We start from the raw sequence: 17165 nt of genomic DNA, 5'->3' as shown, positions 1-17165 counted from the left end.
CGCGACACCGCTTAACCGACGCCGATTCGTCTCTCATCGCCGCCGATCCGCCGATCCTCCTCCGACCTACGGATCCGAAGATCCGCCTTAGACCCTTCGCCCCGCCTCCCTACTTCTGCCACGTCCGGCCCCCGCCGCCTCTCACTGCCTTTCGACTCTGCGCAAAAAAAACGCCAAGCCCGCAGGCTTGGCGCTCATTGCGTCGTTCTTGCACGACTTTACTTTTGCAGTAAATTGTACACCGACTGCGCCGCTTCGGCGCGGGTCGTCACGCCCCGCGGCGCGAACCGCCCTTCACCGCGGCCCGACAGCAGGCCGAGCGACGAGGCTTCTGCCACGTACGGCGCCGCCCAGGCCGCGATCCGATCCGCGTCGGCGAAGCTCGCGCCTACGCCGGACGCTGCCGCGTTGCCGTGCAGGTAGCGGTAAGCCTTCACGATCATCGTCGCCATCTCCTGGCGGGTGATCGCGCCGCCCGGGTCGAACGTGCCGTCTCCACGGCCAGATACGATGCCGGCTTCCGCCGCCAACGCGATCGGCTTGGCGTACCAGGCGCCTGCTGCGACGTCGGCGAAGGACTGCTTGCCTTCGTCCGTCAGCTTCAGCGCGCCTGCCAGCAGCTGCGTGAACTCGGCGCGCGTGATCGTGCGGCCCGGCTCGAACGTCGTCTCGCTCGTACCGCCGACGATCTGCTTGGCCGCCAGCTCCTTGATCACGTCGATCGCCCAGTGCGAATCCGGGACGTCGGCGAAGTTCTTGGTTACTTCCAGTACCGCATACTTGCTAAAGTGTTGAATCTGCGCGACATAGGCGCCGTCGACATACTTGCTGTCGACATACTGGCGCTGTCCGTTACCCGCCAGATAGAAGATGCCGCCGAGCTTCGGATTCGCGACGCCGTCCGCCTTCAGCGTCAGCGTGATCGGCGCGTCGAACGTCGTCACGGCCGTGTTTGCGTCGCCAACGACGACGGTCAGCGTAAACTCGATAACGTCGCCTGCAAGACGCACGTTCGTCGCGTCGGTCGAAGCCCCGACGGCTTGCGCAGCCGCAGCCGCGTCTACTGCCTTAAACGATACTTGCACCTGCGCATCGCTGAGGCGATCCGCCGGAATCGCGGCCGCAAGCTGCTTCACCACCGCTGCAGGCAGCGTGAGGGACAAGCCGTCAGCTTTGAGCTCCAGGCTCTTGCTTTCCGCTTTGCCCAGCAGGCCTCCCGGCAGCAGCGCCGTCTTCGTGCCGGCCGGCAGCGTCACGGTTGCGCCCGTGTCGCCAACCGTCAACATCGATTCCGTCACCTTCAACTTGCCTTCGGCATCCGGCTGACTCGTCTCCGTAACAGGCGTCGTCACCGGCGGGACGTACGGCGGTACATAGATCGGCGCGATCGTGAGACTTGCCGCCACCGTTGCCGTACGTTCTTCCGCATCCTTCGCCGTGATCGTCAGCGGGAAGGTGCCACTGCTCGCCGGCGTACCCGTGATCCGCAAGGTCGCCGGATCGAACGTCAATCCCGTCGGCAATCCGCTTACGCTCCATACGTACGGCTCCATGCCGCCCGTGGCCGTCAGCGTCAGCAATTGATCGTACGCGCTGCCTTCATTGCCAGATACGATCGCACTTCCCGCAACCGGCGCTACAATCGCCAGCTCCTCCGTACCCGGATCGACCGGATCCGACGGCGAGACGGTCAGAGATGCCGTCATTTCCCGGGAAACATTGGCGGAATCCGTCACGCGAATGACGACTTCGTACGGGCTGTCCGCATCCGTGCCCGCAGCCGGTACGCCGCTAATCTTTTGCGTCCCGGCATCCAGCGCCAACCCTTCCGGCAGTCCCGTCACCGTCCAGGTGTAAGGCTCGGTGCCGCCATAAGCCGCCAATTGCACGCTGTAGTCCGTGCCAACCTTGGCCGCCGGCACGGCTCCGCCTTCCGGCGAGCCGATGCCCAGCATGTCGCCGATGGCCAGCGTGTTCGACACCGATACCGTCTCGTCGTTCGCGTCCGTCGCCGAGATCGTCACCGTATAAGGACTGCTATCCACTGCGCCGTCCGCCACGGTGCCCGTGATCTTGCCCGTCGCGGCGTCGAAGCTCAGTCCCTCGGGCAGTCCGGTCACGCTCCACGTATAAGGAGCGGTGCCGCCGCTTGCTTCGAGCGCCAGCGTCTGATCGTATGCCACGCCCGGCTTCGCGGCCGGCAGCGCCGCGCCGTCCATCGGCTTGGCGATGTTCACGGCCGTCTGCGTCACCTGCAGCGAGTCGATGCGCAGGTCGGCGGCTTCGAACACGACATACACCGTGTGCGTACCCGCAGGCGCCGTCGCTACCGCAGCCTCGACTTTCGCATAACCCAGCTCGTTAACCGTCTGATCGGCGGCCGTCGGCATGACATAAGTCGTCTTGCCCGTGATCGGCACGGCGATCGTCGCGAACGGCTCGGCCGTCGGCGAGTCCGCCCGCAGCGTGATATTGCCGCCCGCTCCGTTCGTGCCTACGCTTGCTTCAATTTTTTTCGCGCCCGTGAAGTCCGCTTTCGGCAGCGCGACCCAGGAGTCTGCCCCCCTTGGACATGACTGCGTAGTATTCGCCCGCGATCCTGTCGTCGCGCAGGCTCTCCACCGTACGCGCCTTCGAAGCTTCTCGGTAGGCGACCGCATAAGAGTCGTACGCATGGTCGAATACGTTAAATGCCGTCTTGGCATCCAGCGTCGCGAGCGAGTCTCCGGAGATCGTAACGTCCTTGGTCGACCGGATGTCCTTGGAGGAACGTCCGATCATGAACGTATAAGCGCCGTCTTCGACGATATAGTCGCCCTTGTTGACGTCCCAGATCGCGAGGTCCTTCGGATCGACGCTGAGCGTGACGATCTTGTGCTCACCCTGGGTCAGCTCGACCTTATCATAGGCGACCAGCTTTTTGGCGGGCACTTCTTCGCCGTAGGCGGAACCGTTTTTCCGCGCGTACAGCTGCACGACCTCGGAGGTCGTGATCGATCCTTCGTTGGTGAGCTCCACGGATACGTTGAATTTCTGATTCGCTGCCGCCGTCGTCGGCGCCGTGAACTCTTTATACGTGAATTCGCCATAGGAAAGACCGTAGCCGAACTCATAAGTAACCGGCGAGTTCGTGTACATGTACGTCAGCTTGGCTTCGACCGGATCCGCGTTGAACATGTCGGATACGAAGCGAGGGTCCAGCTGGTCGACGACCGAGATCGTCGTGTTGCCTTCCGGAATCGAATACTTGTCGATCGCCGGCAGCGCGGACATATCCGCGTACCAGGTCGCGGACAGGCGGCCGGTCGGCGCGTAGTCGCCGAACAGAACGTCCGTCAGGCCCTGCGCGTCGAACTCGCCGGAGTATGGCTGCGTGATGACGGCCGATACGTTCGGGTCCTTCTGGATCTCTTCCATGATGACCGGCGAGCTCGCGAGAAGTACGACGATCGTCTTTTTGTTTTTGGCCGCGAACGCCGCCGCGACGTTGTGCGCGATCTTGTAATCGTCGGCGCCCAGGTACAGGTCGGCGCGGTCGGAGCCTTCGCCGCCGCTGTTGTTCGGATGCGCGCCGACGAAGACGAGCGCGTAGTCCTGCGTGTTCGCCATCGCGGCGATATCGGCGCCCGAGCCTGCTTCCTGCACGATCGTCTTGTCGAACTTGGCGCTATTATCCCGCGCGTTGAAGTTCGCGATCGTGCCGATCGTCGAAGCCGCGGTCGCGATGGCGCCGTCGGTGCCGGTCGTCAGCAGGCGGCCGTTGAAAAGGCCTGTCTGAATGGCCAGGCCGCCCGAGACGATCGACACGGAGCTGCCGCCGCTCGTTTCGAAGCGCAGCTTGGCGGGCACGGTGCTGTTGTTGCCGGTAGTTGCCAGCGTCGTCCAATCCGGATTCGTGAGCAAAAGGTTCGCGGCAGCGGTATTGCCTACGCTGGCGCTGTTGGCGGTCGGCGCCGTCACCCAGAGGCCGTTCGCCTTGGACTTCAGGCTGGCGGCATTCTGGCCCCAGTCGTAATATTCGAACAGCTGCGCATCGGTCAGCGCGTTCGCGGCGCCCGCAAAGCTTGCGTTAAGCTGCGCGCCTGCGCCGGTACCTGCCGTGACATACTTGCCGTTCGAGTCCGACTTGAGCGCGACGATCGCACTGCCGGTCGCGAACTTCACGTTGCCTGCGCCGATCGTATTCAGGATCGAATACAGCGGCGTCTTGCCGGCATTCGGGAGCGTCGTAGGCGTCGCTGCCGCGTAGCCCGGCCGCATTCGCATGTCGGCGTAGGCGCCGATGACGGCGGCCTTCTTGTTCTTGGCCAACGGAAGCGCTTCGTCCGTGTTCTTCAGCAGAACGACAGATTCGCGCGCGGCTTGCAATGCCACCTCTTGATGCGCCGGCGTACTGAAGCTAGTCAGCGTAGCGGCCACGTCCTTCGCCTGACCGGCGAACGGATAGTTGATCGGCACGCCGCTTACGTCGACTTCGTTAAAAATGCCAAGGCGCGCGAGCTGGTTCACGATCGGACGGCCGGCTTCCTCCACGTCCTGAAGCGTGATGCCGTACAAGCCTTCCTTGACCGCGTTCGCCAAGGTGACGACATCCGTCTTGTCCGTGCCCGAAGCGCGTACAGACTCCGAATGCGCCAGGACCATCAGCGCGAGCGCGTGCTTGCGATCGAGCGTGTATTGGGTGTCGAACCCGTTGCTGAAGCTCGTGTTGAACAGATGATTCTCGCCGTTAAAGTCCGGCGAAGAGTACATCCCATAGCGGGCGAGCTGGCTGCCCAGAATCATGTATGGCGAGATAATGTTCGGAACGCCGTTCGTACGGCCGAAAGACGTCATGACGCCGGCTACCGAACCCGACTCCAGCCCCTTGAACGCCGACGGAATCTGGTACTCGTAGATGGCCCGCGCGCCGGCGTTCGTGCTCGATGTCTGGCGAAACCACTCTGCGTTGTACAAGGAAAAGTGCTTGGTGCCGACGACCGCGCGCTGCCAGAACCCGTCCTGGCTCGCTTCCTGGTCAGTGCCGGCAAGGCCCGAAGCCATGTTATCGATCAGCGTAGCGGATAGATACGGATCTTCGCCATAGCCTTCCGGCGTCCGCCCGTTAAGCGGATTGACGCGTACGTCGGAAAGCGCGGTAAAAGCGATCGATCGCGACGTGTTGGAACCGTTATGGATGTTGGCCGTTCCCTGCTTGACGTTCAACTGGCTGATTTTCTCGCTGCCCATCACCTTGCCTACTTGCGAAACGAGCGACTTGTTCCATGTCTGGCCCAGACCGACGAGCGCAGGAAAATCCGTCGATACGCCGTATACGTTGTCGGCCGCCGCGAGACCGCCGGGGACCGTTTTTCCTTTGTGCCCGTTGTTGTCGGCATCGTCCATGACGAACGTATAATTGTCCCGGATGCCCGTTGCGTAAAGCGCGGCGCCCTCAAGCCCGATATAATCGTAGTAAGTGTCCACAAAGGCATCGAGGTGACTGGGGTTGCCGTCGAACAATGGCATGCCGTCGAAGATGCCGCCCGACTGGGTCTTGAAGGAGATTGCGCCGCCCGGCTCCGCCGCCGAGGCCGCCGGCGCATGCCCGCCAAGCGCCAGCCCTGCGGTCAGCACGCCTGCCAGCAGCGCGGATACGCTCTTTTTGCCCGTTCGGAACTTTATTTTGTTCATTTGCACACCTGCCGTTTCTATAAGTATGGATCGATCGTTTCCTGCCGCCGCTTCAAGCCGATGGCCTTGCGTTCTTCATCACTCCTCCGTGCCGGTGCAGGATCGCCGATGACAAGTTTAATTGTAAGCGGTTGCTCGCCAGGTCATAAGTGCGCCATATTTTAGTTTTAGTCCTCATTTTTAAGACAAAAAAAAACCGCCTCCCGAGGGGAAACGGAATGGGAATTGACAATCGCTCCAGGCTTAAGCCTGGGTCAGCCGGAGCGGCCGTTCAGTGCCGCCTGAAGTTCGTTCATATAGTCTGTCGGCGTATAACCGCTACCTTGAATCAGCAGTTGTGCGCCGTTCCATGCCGTCATCTGGGCGTGCGTATCGAAGCGCGCCTCGAACCAGAGCGCGGTTCGCGACGCGCCATCGAGCTCGCGCTGTACCATCCTGGTGAGCGGCGGCACGCCCGTGCCCGTCGTATCTGCCTTGAAGCCCGTGATCAGGCCCAGTTCGTCCATCGAGCGCTGGCCGTACCGTTGGAACGCGTATTTGATAAAATCGCCCAGCTCCTCATTGTACGCCTCGCTTGAAAACGACGTGGTGAGTCCCGCATTCACCGGATATTCGTCGAGCGAGCCCGAGCCTTCCGGCGCAAGCGGAATGCTGAAAAAGCCGATCGCTTCGGGAGCGATTCGCCCTGCCACGGTCTTGTTCAGGTCGCGGATCGCCCAACTGCCCGTGTAGATCATCGCGGCTTGGCCTTGCGTGAACGCTCGCATCGCCGAGCCGATGTCGATCGTGTTCGGATCCTGCCCGAAATATCCTGCCTGCGCCATACGCTGCACCGCACCGGCAGCTTCGACGAATCCCGGGTCGGTCAGCCTCAGCTCGCCGCGGTACACCCGTTCCATCGCATCCGCACCCAGCTTGCGGATGGCATAAGCGTTGATCAGGCGGGTAATCGGCCATTTGTCCTTGCCGGCGACGGCGAACGGCTGAATGCCCGCACGCTTGAACACGTCGGCTGCCCGCTCCATATCGTCCCAGGTACGAGGCTCGTCCAGACGATAACGGGCGAACAGGGTCTTATTGTACCAGAAGCCCTCGATATTGAGCTCGAGCGGCAGCGCGTAAAGCCCCATGCCGTCCGTCATGCGCTTAAGTAGATCGACGGCGACCGGATTGAGCCGGTCCGCGATGCCGAGACGCTCGAACGTTCCCTGCAGCTCGAGCACGGCACCGCTGCGGATCAGGTCCAGGAGCGGCTCCCCAGACTGATAGCTGAACATGGCCGGGAGATCGTTGCTCGCCGCGAGCAGCTGCATTTTCTGCGACAAATCGTTGTTTTGCACGCTCTCGATCCTGAACTTGAAGTGCGGATGCGTCCCGGCGTACTCCGTCGCGAGCTCTCGGATGACGCCTGTGCTGCCTGAACCCGGATTGCCGGCGGTCATATAAAGCACGGGGACAGTCTCGGCGGAAGGCGCCGGCACGACCGGGTTCGCGCCTGATCTGGCGCACCCCGCAAGCGCCGCCGCGCAGGCGACGAGCAGCGTAACGCGCGCCGGGCGGGGCGTCGGTCGGCTCCAATTGATTTTCATCGATTCATCCTTCATTCCGTTAAAAAAGTAACACACAGTAAAAAGCACGCCGCTTATTGAAATAGCTGTTAGCCGTTATTTCCCTGTTTAAAACAAGCGCTGGTTTTTACGATTGAATCGCACAAAAAAAGACTCCGTCCGGAGTCTTCTCATGATAGCTCAAATTCGGCCGAAAGCATAGCGGACCCGCGGGATGATTAAGAACCGGCCCGTTGCGCTCAGCCCTTCACCGCGCCGACAGTCATGCCGCCGACGAAGTACTTCTGCAGCGCGAGAAACGCGAGCAAAAGCGGCAGCGCGCACAGGATGCAGGCCGCGAACAGCACGTTCCACTGCGCCGGATTCTGCTGGTCGCCGAGGAAGCCGAGCATGGCGACCGGAAGCGGCGCCGCCAGCGTTTTCGTAATAAACACCATGTTGAAGAAATAGTCGTTCCAGATCCAGACGCCCTGCGTGATGACGACCGAGACGGTCACGGGCAGCAGCAGCGGGAACACGATCTGCCAGTATCTGCGGAACATCCCCGCCCCGTCGATGTGCGCCGCCTCTTCCAGCTCCTCGGGCACGCCGCTGCGAATGAAGCCTGTGTAAAGGAACGTGGAAAACGGCAGACTGCACGTGATGAACATGAGGATCGGCGTGTACTGGTTCATCGGGATGCCGAACGACTTGATCATCTGAATGATCGGAATGAGCACCATCTGGCCTGGCACGACGAGGCCGGACAGGAAGAAGATGTACAGAAACTTGCTCGTCCGGCTGCGGATGCGCGCCATCGGATAGGCGGCCATCGCGGCCAGCAGGACGACAAAAACGACCGAGACGCCGGTCAGCACGACGCTGTTCCACAGCGCGGTCGGGAAGTGCATGCGCGTGAAGGCCGAACGGAAGCTCGCGAACGTGAATTCGTTGAACCAGTTTAGCGGGTCGGTCATGTTCTTCGGCGACCGCAGCGAGCTGGACAGCACGATGATGAGCGGCACCAGGTTGACAAAGACGAGCGCGAGCAGCGCGATATGCGTGAACGAACGTTTGGCCAGCGTGGCGGAGGTCATGCGGAGATCTCCCTTCTGTTCAGCGTAAAGACGAAGGCGGCGGTGATGACGATGATGAGCGCGAACGAGATGATGCCGAGCGCCGAAGCTTTGCCGAACAACTGGTCGGTGAACGCCATTTTGTACATGGCGTAGATAAGCGTGTTGGTCGACGTGCCCGGGCCCCCCGTTGGTCATGACGAACGGATAGTCGAACGCCTTCAGCCCGTTGATGACGCTAAGGGTGACGTTAATCGTGACGGACGTCGCGAGCAGCGGAATCTTGATGAAGCGCACGAGCTTCCAACGTCCGGCGCCGTCGATTTTCCCCGCTTCGATCAGGTCCATCGGTACCGTCTGCAGCCCCGCCAGGAAGATGATCGTGCTCGTACCGATATTTTTCCAAATATCGACCGCGATAATGGAGTAAAGCGCCTTGTCGTAGCTGCCGAGAAAGTTCGTATCGACGCCGTTCAAACCGATCTTATGGAGAAAAGAGGCAATCAGTCCTTCGTCCGGCATGTACACGTAGCTCCAGATGAAGCCGACGACGATCGCGCTGAACAGCGTCGGAATGTAAAATGCCGAACGATACAGACCTTTGGCTCGAATATTCGCATTCAGCAGAAACGCGATCGCTAGCGCGACGATGTTGCCCAGGATGACGGTGACGAACGTATAAATAAGCGTATTGCGGACGGACAAGCCGAGGATCTCCTCGTGAAACAGCGTTTTAAAGTTGGAGAGGCCGACGTAGTTGAACTTTTGGACATAGCCGTTGTAGTCGGTGATGCTGTACTGGAACAGCTTGAGGATGGGAAAAACCCAGAACAAGCAGTAAAAAAAGGAGGGCCGGGAGCACGAACCAATACATCGTTTTTTTCATCACGGCACTGTTCATGATGCTTCTTTCCTTTCGGCGTGAATTGCATCAAGGGGGGAACCTCGCTCCCCCTTGATCTCGCTGGCGATCAGCCTTTATAAAGTTCTTTGTACTTGTCCTGCATCGCCTTGGTGACGTCTTCGGCCGTCGTCTTCTTGCCGCCGATGATCTCGCCGAACTTGGACTGCATGACGTCGCTGACGCCCGCCGGCCACATTTGATTCGAGAAGTAGAAGGCGTGACCCGTGCTTTGAATCTCGGTCAGGACGTCCTTGAAGATATCGTTCTTGAGCGTCACGCCGTTAAATACGCTGATGGACGGATTCGACTCCACCCACGCCTGGAAGAGCGGCGATTGGCCGTCGTACAGGTAGTCGAAAATTTGCTTGCCGACGTCGAGGTGCTTGGACTTGGCGTTCAGCGCGTAGCCCGCCGCCGTTGCCGCGGATGCGTACACCGGCTCGCCCGCCTTGTTGCCCGGGAGGGAGAAGAAGCCGCGCTCGAAGTCGGCCGCGCCTTTGGCGGTGACGCCGGGCAGATCCCAAGTGCCCGTGAAGATCATGGCCGCCTTGCCGTCGACGAACTGCTGCATCGCCTGTGCGCTGGCCATGCCGAGCGAGTTTTTGGACACGTAGCCTTTGTCATACAGCGTCTTGTACTGGTTGACCGTCTCGACCCATTTGGCGTCGGTCAGCTGCGTCTCGCCGGTCTGCAGCTTCTTGTCGAAGTCCGGATCGGACGGGTAGACCGTGTTGGCGGCGAGCTGGTACATGCCGAACTGCACGACCCACGGGTCCTTGTCGCCCATGACGATCGGCGTGACGCCCGATGCCTTGAGCTTCTCGGAAGCGGCCAGGAAGCTGTCCCAATCCTTCGGCACCTCCGTGATGCCGGCTTTGGCGAACAGATCTTTGTTGTAATAAGTGCCGAGGATGTCCATCCCCTTGGCGACCGCGTACGGCTTGCCTTCGTAGCTCATATCGTTCATGGCGGCCTTGCTCACGTTGTTCCAGAAGCTGAGGCCGGACAGGTCGGCCGCGTAGCCGGCCTTCGCTACTTCGATCGCGCCCATGTTCGCCATGTTCGGGAAGACGAGGAAAATGTCAGGGCCTTCGCCTGCCGCCAGCTTCGTCTTGACCGACGTGTAATACTGCTCGTCGGGCAGCTTCTGGACTTCGAGCGTGACGTTCGGGAACTTCTCCTTGACGAGCTTCGGCAGCGTGTCGAGCTCGAAGTCGGCGCCGTCGGCGGCCTTGGAGCCGGAGACGAGCATCGTGAGCGTGACCGGATCGGCGCTCGGCGTACTTGCGGACGGACTGGCCGATGCGGATGCGGACGCCGACGGGCTGGCTGCGGACGAGCTCGCGGCGGACGGCGATGCCGTATTATTGTTATTGCTGCCGCACGCGGCGAGCGCGACGGTGAACAGCGACGCTACGGCGACGCCGGCGACTTGGGATTTCAATGACTTCATGTTTGACTCCCCCTCATGATCTAGCAGCTTGTTAGCCGCTTACATTTTTCATTGTAAGGGCCGCCGGCCGCCGCCATAAGCGCGTCATTTTTTAGTTTGATTCCTTATTTTTAAGAGCGAATCGGGGATTTGGCGGTCGGAAATGCATTCACTTGCGATACCGCAGACGCCCCGAGGTAGCGCACGGACCCAGGATCCTCTATTTGCGCCAACAACGGCGTTTGAGAAAGTTACCGGACACAGAGGACGCTATTTCGTGTAAAAGCGGCGTTTCGGGCCTCGTCTGGAGGAAATAGCGGAACCACGGTCCGCTAGCACCTCCATATTCGCATAACGCGTATAAATAGCGGAATCAGGGTCCGCTGCGACTGCCCTCATCGTACAGGTGTCCAATTCTATCTTCCAGTCCGCCGCCAAGCGCCGCAAATCCCCCGCACAGACTTTGCAACACGACAAAAAAAGGACCGGGAAACTTCCCTCGGTCCTGTCGAAGTTTGTTTCCGCGATCCCTACTCGTAATAGCTCCGCACGACGATGTCCTGATCGTAGTTGCCGAAGCCCTTGCCGTAGAGCGTGAGACCGCCCCGGCCGCGCCCGGTATCCTCGGCGGCGATGCGCAGCGTCCAGTTCATCGCGTCCGTCTCGATATCGCGCAGGCCGACGTCGGAGATTTTCTGGCCGTCGACGTAGGTGCCCTTCTCCTTGATGCGAAGCACCTTCAACAAGCCGTACTGATTGACGTCCGAATGCCACCACTCCGGCGTCAGTCGTCCCCGCCGGTCCCCGAAGTCGCCCGGGCTTGTCCACACCCCTACCGTCTTGCCGCCCAGATCGAAGCGGATGTCCGACGGCCAATTCTCGTTCACGCGAGGCGCCTCCGACCCAATCTCGAGCGAGATCTCGATCTCGTGCAGCCGCTGGTCTTTGTACAGATAGTTGGGCAGCTTGTATTCGACCCATCCCTTGGCCATCCACAGAATGCCGGCGTTCACCCGCTCCGGGTCCATGAAGCAGACCGGATTGTCGAACTGGCCTATAATCTTTTCCAGCGTCGCAATGCCGCAGGTTGGCCAAGCCTCGTAGTCGGTGTACTGGCCGATCGGCAGGGACAGCTCGTGGCAGCCGAGCGAAGCGGGCGCGTCGGGAGACAGCTTGATCTGCATGAATTCCGTTTTCACGTAACAAAGCTTGTACGTCCCGCCGTCGATCCGCTTCATCCTGCTGCCGACGATGCCGGCCTCTTCGAGCTTGCGGATATGTCCGCTGACGACCGCGTTGCTCAGGAACAGCTCCTCCGCCAGCTCTTTTACGTGCCGTTCTCGTTCGTACAATTTATCGATGATTTTTAACCGGACCTCGCTGGCCAGCGCCTCGTAGATGCGAAGCGCGTTGGAATCGGTAGAGAGTATCACTTGCTCACCATCCGTTAAGGATTTTGTTTTAATTAAATCCTGCAATAAATGATTGTCTGCTAAATTCGATTATGTTACGAATATTATCAGATTTCAACATTTAAATGAATTAAGTTTAAACTTAATCCTAAGGTGGTCCACTTATGACAATCCGCTCTCATATGCTGATCGACAAACATTTCGCCATCTCCGCCGTGGATCCCCCGGATGTACGGTTCCTTTATCGAACATTTGGGACGCGCCGTATACGGAGGGATTTACGAGCCCGGTCATCCGACTGCGGACGAGAACGGCTTCCGCCGGGACACGCTAGAGGCGATCCGCGCGCTTCAGGTCCCGATCATTCGCTATCCTGGCGGCAACTTCGTGTCCGGCTACAACTGGGAGGACGGCGTCGGCCCCAAGTCCGAGCGCAAGCAGAAGCTGGAGCTGGCCTGGTGGACGACCGAGACGAACGCCGTCGGCACGAACGAATTCGCGGATTGGGCCAAGCTGGCCGGCAGTGAAGTGATGATGGCCGTCAACCTCGGCACGCGCGGCCCCGACGCCGCGAGAAATCTCGTCGAATACTGCAACCACCCTTCCGACTCCTACTACAGCGACATGCGCATCGCCCATGGCTATCGCGAGCCCCATCGCTTCAAGACGTGGTGTCTGGGCAACGAGATGGACGGTCCCTGGCAGATCGGCGCGAAAACCGCGGTCGAGTACGGACGTATTGCCAACGAGACGGGAAAAGTGATGCGCTGGGTCGATCCGACGATCGAGCTCGTCGCCTGCGGCAGCTCCTCCAGAGGCATGCCGACGTTCGCCGAATGGGAAGCGACCGTCCTCGACCTCGCTTACGATCAGGTCGACTATCTTTCGCTGCACGCTTATTACAACAATAACGCGGGCGATACGGCCAATTTCCTGGCCAGCTCGCTAGATCTCGACCAGTTCATCGGGGGCGTAGCTTCGATCGCCGATTACGTTCAGGCGAAAAAGCGCAGCAACAAAAAAATCATGCTGTCGCTCGACGAATGGAACGTCTGGCACTCGATCGGCTCAAGCCGCGCGAGCGAACGCTGGCAGATCGCGCCGCCCGAGTTCGAGGACGCGTACACCTTCGAAGACGCGCTGGCCGTCGGATGCTATCTGATCACGATGCTGAAGCATGCCGACCGGGTGAAAATGGGCTGTCTCGCCCAACTGATCAACACGATCGCGCCGATCATGACGGAGACGGGCGGTTCGCTCTGGCTGCAGACGACCTACTATCCGTTTCTCCACGCTTCGAACTACGGCAGAGGCACGGTTCTGCAATCGATCGTCTATTCTCCAAAGTACGACGCCAAGGATTTCACCGACGTTCCTTACCTGGAATCGGTCAGCGTGTTCGACGAAGAACAAGGCGTCCTGACGATTTTTGCAGTGAACCGTCACCTGGAAGAATCGATGGCGCTCGACGTCGACGTACGCAGCTTCGGCGAAACGCGTCTGCTGGAGCACATCGTGCTGGAAAGCGACGATTTGAAGGCCACCAACACCAAGTCAAATCCAAACCGGGTCGTTCCCCGGAAGGGCGGCGAGTCCAAGATCGATCAAGGACGTGTGCAAGCCGTGCTCGGCCGCGCTTCTTGGAACGTTATTCGGATCGCGACGACGAAGGGCTGATCGAAAAAAACCAAAAAAGACCGGAAACGGCGTTGGGAAATTGATCCCCGACTGTTTCCGGTCGATGATGCGGACATATGCGATGTTACCGCACAACAGCGTTCGGCACGCCTGCGACCTACCGCCCGCACTCCTCACTTGATGCCGGAGCTGGCATGGTTCTGCACGAAGTACTTCTCCGCGAACAGGAACAGCGCCAGGATCGGAATCAGGCTGATCAGCGCCGCCGCGACCATGAGCTGCTCGTTGCCGACCCATTGCCCGCCGAGGGACAGAATGCCGATCGGCAGCGTGAACTTCTCGTTGGTCGTCAGATAGATGACTGGCGCGAGAATCTCGTTCCATTTGCCCATGAAGGTGAAGATGACGAGGGTGGCGATCGTCGGATTGGCCATCGGGACGAAGATGCGCAGATAGATCTGGAAGGGATTGCACCCTTCCATCTTGGCCGACTCCTCGTACTCCTTGGGTATGTTCATGAACGCCTGCCGCATCAGGAAGATGCCGAACGGCTGGGCCAGCCACTCGATGACCCACAACGGGGTCAGCGTGTCCAGCAGGCGCATATTGTTGAAAATAATGAAGTGCGGAATGATGATGACGACGGGCGGGATCATCATCGTGCCGAGCACCATGACGAACAGCGCGCTCTTCATCGGGAAGCGAAGCCTTGCGAACGCATAGCCTACCAGCGAGCAGGAGAATACCGCACCCGCCACGGACAGCGCCGCGACGTACAGGCTGTTCAGCGTATATTGGCCGAAGTTGCCGAGCTCCAGCACCTTCGCGTAGTTGGACCACTGGAGCGTCTCCGGAATCCATCTGGGCGGCACGGAGGTATATTCCTTGTAGGTTTTGAGCGAATTCATCAGCGTCGTGACAAAAGGCACGATCATGATCAGCGAGCTGATCGCGATGGCGAGGTAAGCGGCCGCTCTGGACCATCTCTTATGCTTCATATGCCGATCTCCTTCCCGCCGCGGGTCCTAATCGTAATGGACCCACTTTTTTTGCCCCCACAGCTGCAGCATGGTCAGGGCGAACAGAATCATGAACAGCACCCAGGCGATCGCGGACGCGTAGCCCATCCGCATATAGGTGAACCCTTCGCGGTACAGGTCCAGCATGAGCACCATCGCGGCGTTGTTCGGCCCGCCGGCCGAGCCCATATCGCCCCTGCCCGTCAGCACGTAGATCTGCTCGAACGCCTGGAAAGTCGAGATCGTGCTCATGATGACGACGAGGAAGGTCGTCGGCGAGATCATCGGCAGCGTGATGGACTTGAACTTGCGAAGCGCGCCAGCCCCGTCGATCTCGCCGGCCTCGTACAGATCGCCCGGCACGCTTTGCAGTCCCGCCAGATAGATGACCATGATGTAGCCGATGCCCTTCCATACGGCGATGATCACGAGCAGCGGGATCGCCAGCGCCTCGTCCTGCAGCCACCGCTGCGGGTCCAGTCCGAGCCGGGTCAGCAGCGCGTTGGCCATGCCGAACCGCGGATTGAAGATCGCGTCCGCAACGTATAGAATGACCGTCCAGGAGGAGATGACCGGAATGAAGTGCGCCATCCGGAACCACTTGAGTCCCTTGAGCTTCTGGTTGAGCACGACGGCCAGCACGAGCGCCAGCAGCGTCTGCAGCGGCACGAACAGCACGGCGAAGTATAACGTGTTCCACAGCGACCGCCAGAAGAGCGGATCGTCCGCCATCCGCGCGAAGTTGTCCAGCCCGGCCCACTTGGGCGGGTTCAGCATGTCGTAGTCCGAAAAGCTGAAGTAGAGCGAGGCCGCCAGCGGCCCCGCGACGAATACGAAAAAGTGTATCAGGTAAGGGGAGACCATGATCAGTCCCCACCTGCCCTCCGAAGAGAACCGCTTCCGCCTGGCGGCCGGGAACGCCCGGGAATCCGGTCGTCCGGCCTGCTTGATCGTCTGGTCCATCGGAATTCCGCCTCTCTAAGCTAGCTTTACTTGTTGAGATAGAAGTCGTCGAGCACCTTCTGCACGTCGGTATTGGCGCTCTTCAGCGCATCGTCGATCGACGTGTCGCCGAGGAAGGCCTTTTGGGCGTTGTCGTTGAACTTGCCGACCCACTCTTCCCATACGGCGTTCACGTCCAGCGTCTGGGCGAAACCGAGGCTGTCGAGGAAGGCTTGGCGGTTCGCCGGCTGCGCGCCCGCCTTCAGGAAGACATCGGAGTTCGCGACGGACTTCTTGACCGGGACGGCCTCGCCGAGCTCCGCCCACTGCTTCTGCACGTCGTCCTGCGTCGCCCAGTATTTGATCCATTCCCAAGCGGCCTGCGCCTTGGCGTCGCTCGACTTGGCGTTGACGACCCAGGAGTTCGCGATGACCGGCGCGACGCGCTTGCCGTCCGGGCCCTTGGGCAGCACGGTCACGTCGTAGTTCAGTCCGGCTTCGTTCGCCGCCAGCACGCGGGCGTACAGGCCGATCCGCATCGCCGCCGATCCGCTCGGGAAGACGGCCGTATTGCTCTGGAAGCTCTTCAGGTCGACGGGGTCGGTAACGATGCCGCGGTTCATGCCGTCGACGATCCATTCGAACGCCTGCTTGTTCTGCGCGGAGTCGATCGCCGATTTCTTGCCGGTCTCGTCCAGCACGCCGCCGCCGTAGGATTTAAGCACCGAGAACCAGCCTTCCGTGATGCTGAAAAAGGTGAGCCCGAACTGATTCACGTTGTTTTTGTCGAAGCCGCTCTCGCCTTCCGTCATGCCCTTGGCGTCGATCGTCAGCTTGGCGGCATTGGTCTTCAGATCCTCCCACGTCCAGTCGTCCGTCGGATACGCGACGCCGGCTTTGTCGAACATGTCCTTGTTGTAAAAAAGCACGCCGACCTGGATGCCCTGCGGTACGCCCCAGTATCTGCCGTTCGCGTCCTTGTTGTATTCGAGCCCGTAATAATCGTCGGCCTTCAGGTCCTTGGCGATCCAGTCGGTAAGATCCTTGGCCGCGCCCCGCTCGGCGTACTTCATGACGTAGACGCCGTCGGAGAGCCAGACGTCCGGGGCGGTGCCGGCCGCGATCTGCGTGTCCAGCTTCTGATAGAACTGGCCGTACGGCGCGCTCTGGGTCTTGACGTTGATATTCGGATGCGCCGCGGTGAACTGGCCGATGAGCTCCTTCATCTTCGAGTCGGATTTCTCGTCGGAGTAGTAGCCGAGCAAGATGTCGACCTTCTCGCCGGAGGCGGCGGACGCCGAAGCGGATGCGCCGGTGTCGGACGAGGAAGCCGGTGCGGATGCGCTCCCGCTCGCTCCTTCGCTGCTTGCTCCGTTGTTCGCATTGTTGCTTCCGCAGCCGGTTGCGGCCAGCGTCAGCGTCAAGGACGCCGCCAGCATCGTTTTTTTCCAGGTAATCGCCATCGTTCAATCATCTCCTATAGGTAAGGTGCGTGCGAGTTGATATATTTGCGAAACCTAAT

The 17165-nt window shown here is 60.2% G+C and carries 9 protein-coding genes and 1 pseudogene; 1 reads left to right on the top strand and 9 read right to left on the bottom strand.

Annotated features, from left to right (window positions below):
• Positions 1-218: 218 nt before the first annotated feature.
• From OMP40_RS35820 to OMP40_RS35795, 6 genes are all read right to left on the bottom strand, one after another.
• A complete protein-coding gene (locus OMP40_RS35820; RefSeq protein ID WP_277539715.1) occupies positions 219-2510 on the bottom strand; it encodes an S-layer homology domain-containing protein in 2292 nt (763 codons plus the stop codon).
• The gene (locus tag OMP40_RS35815; RefSeq protein ID WP_277538684.1) at positions 2506-5673 is read right to left on the bottom strand and encodes a glycoside hydrolase family 3 C-terminal domain-containing protein; all 3168 of its coding nucleotides are present in this window, start codon (positions 5671-5673) and stop codon (positions 2506-2508) included. The genes OMP40_RS35820 and OMP40_RS35815 overlap by 5 nt, the downstream gene beginning before the upstream one ends.
• Positions 5674-5927: 254 nt before the next feature.
• Positions 5928-7262 (bottom strand): ABC transporter substrate-binding protein, encoded by a 1335-nt coding sequence (locus OMP40_RS35810; RefSeq protein ID WP_277538682.1) that lies wholly within the window; start codon positions 7260-7262, stop codon positions 5928-5930.
• A 218-nt stretch (positions 7263-7480) separates the two neighbouring features.
• Entirely contained in the window at positions 7481-9130 is a 1650-nt protein-coding gene (locus tag OMP40_RS35805) for an ABC transporter permease (RefSeq protein WP_277538680.1), read from the bottom strand.
• Positions 9131-9267: 137 nt separating this feature from the next.
• Positions 9268-10653 (bottom strand): ABC transporter substrate-binding protein, encoded by a 1386-nt coding sequence (locus OMP40_RS35800; RefSeq protein ID WP_277538678.1) that lies wholly within the window; start codon positions 10651-10653, stop codon positions 9268-9270.
• A gap of 509 nt (positions 10654-11162) precedes the next feature.
• Positions 11163-12065, bottom strand: a complete 903-nt coding sequence (locus OMP40_RS35795) for an ArsR/SmtB family transcription factor (protein WP_277538676.1) — start codon at positions 12063-12065, stop codon at positions 11163-11165.
• Positions 12066-12208: 143 nt separating this feature from the next.
• On the opposite strand from OMP40_RS35795, the pseudogene arfA reads away from it, so the two are divergent.
• A pseudogene (gene arfA, locus OMP40_RS35790) lies at positions 12209-13721 on the top strand (arabinosylfuranosidase ArfA).
• 134 nt (positions 13722-13855) lie between these two features.
• On the opposite strand, the gene OMP40_RS35785 reads toward arfA, so the two are convergent.
• The 3 genes from OMP40_RS35785 to OMP40_RS35775 are packed head-to-tail and all read right to left on the bottom strand — an operon-like array spanning position 13856 to position 17106.
• On the bottom strand, positions 13856-14680 hold the full coding sequence (locus OMP40_RS35785) for a carbohydrate ABC transporter permease (protein WP_277538674.1): 825 nt from the start codon (positions 14678-14680) through the stop codon (positions 13856-13858).
• Positions 14681-14707: 27 nt separating this feature from the next.
• On the bottom strand, positions 14708-15664 hold the full coding sequence (locus OMP40_RS35780; protein WP_277538672.1) for a carbohydrate ABC transporter permease: 957 nt from the start codon (positions 15662-15664) through the stop codon (positions 14708-14710).
• A gap of 26 nt (positions 15665-15690) precedes the next feature.
• Complete coding sequence (locus OMP40_RS35775; RefSeq protein WP_277538670.1) at positions 15691-17106, bottom strand: ABC transporter substrate-binding protein; 1416 nt, start codon at positions 17104-17106, stop codon at positions 15691-15693.
• Between the last annotated feature and the right edge of the window lie 59 nt (positions 17107-17165).

The sequence above is a fragment of the Cohnella rhizosphaerae genome (assembly GCF_029525575.1).
In the GTDB taxonomy this organism is placed as follows: domain Bacteria; phylum Bacillota; class Bacilli; order Paenibacillales; family Paenibacillaceae; genus Cohnella; species Cohnella rhizosphaerae.
This window is presented reverse-complemented; position numbering and strand designations above follow the sequence as displayed.

Coding starts and splice junctions, on each gene's coding strand:
- OMP40_RS35815 (WP_277538684.1), bottom strand. CDS start 5,673: ATGAACAAAATAAAGTTCCGAACGGGCAAAAAGAGCGTATCCGCGCTG.
- OMP40_RS35800 (WP_277538678.1), bottom strand. CDS start 10,653: ATGAAGTCATTGAAATCCCAAGTCGCCGGCGTCGCCGTAGCGTCGCTG.
- OMP40_RS35775 (WP_277538670.1), bottom strand. CDS start 17,106: ATGGCGATTACCTGGAAAAAAACGATGCTGGCGGCGTCCTTGACGCTG.
- OMP40_RS35785 (WP_277538674.1), bottom strand. CDS start 14,680: ATGAAGCATAAGAGATGGTCCAGAGCGGCCGCTTACCTCGCCATCGCG.
- OMP40_RS35810 (WP_277538682.1), bottom strand. CDS start 7,262: ATGAAAATCAATTGGAGCCGACCGACGCCCCGCCCGGCGCGCGTTACG.
- OMP40_RS35780 (WP_277538672.1), bottom strand. CDS start 15,664: ATGGACCAGACGATCAAGCAGGCCGGACGACCGGATTCCCGGGCGTTC.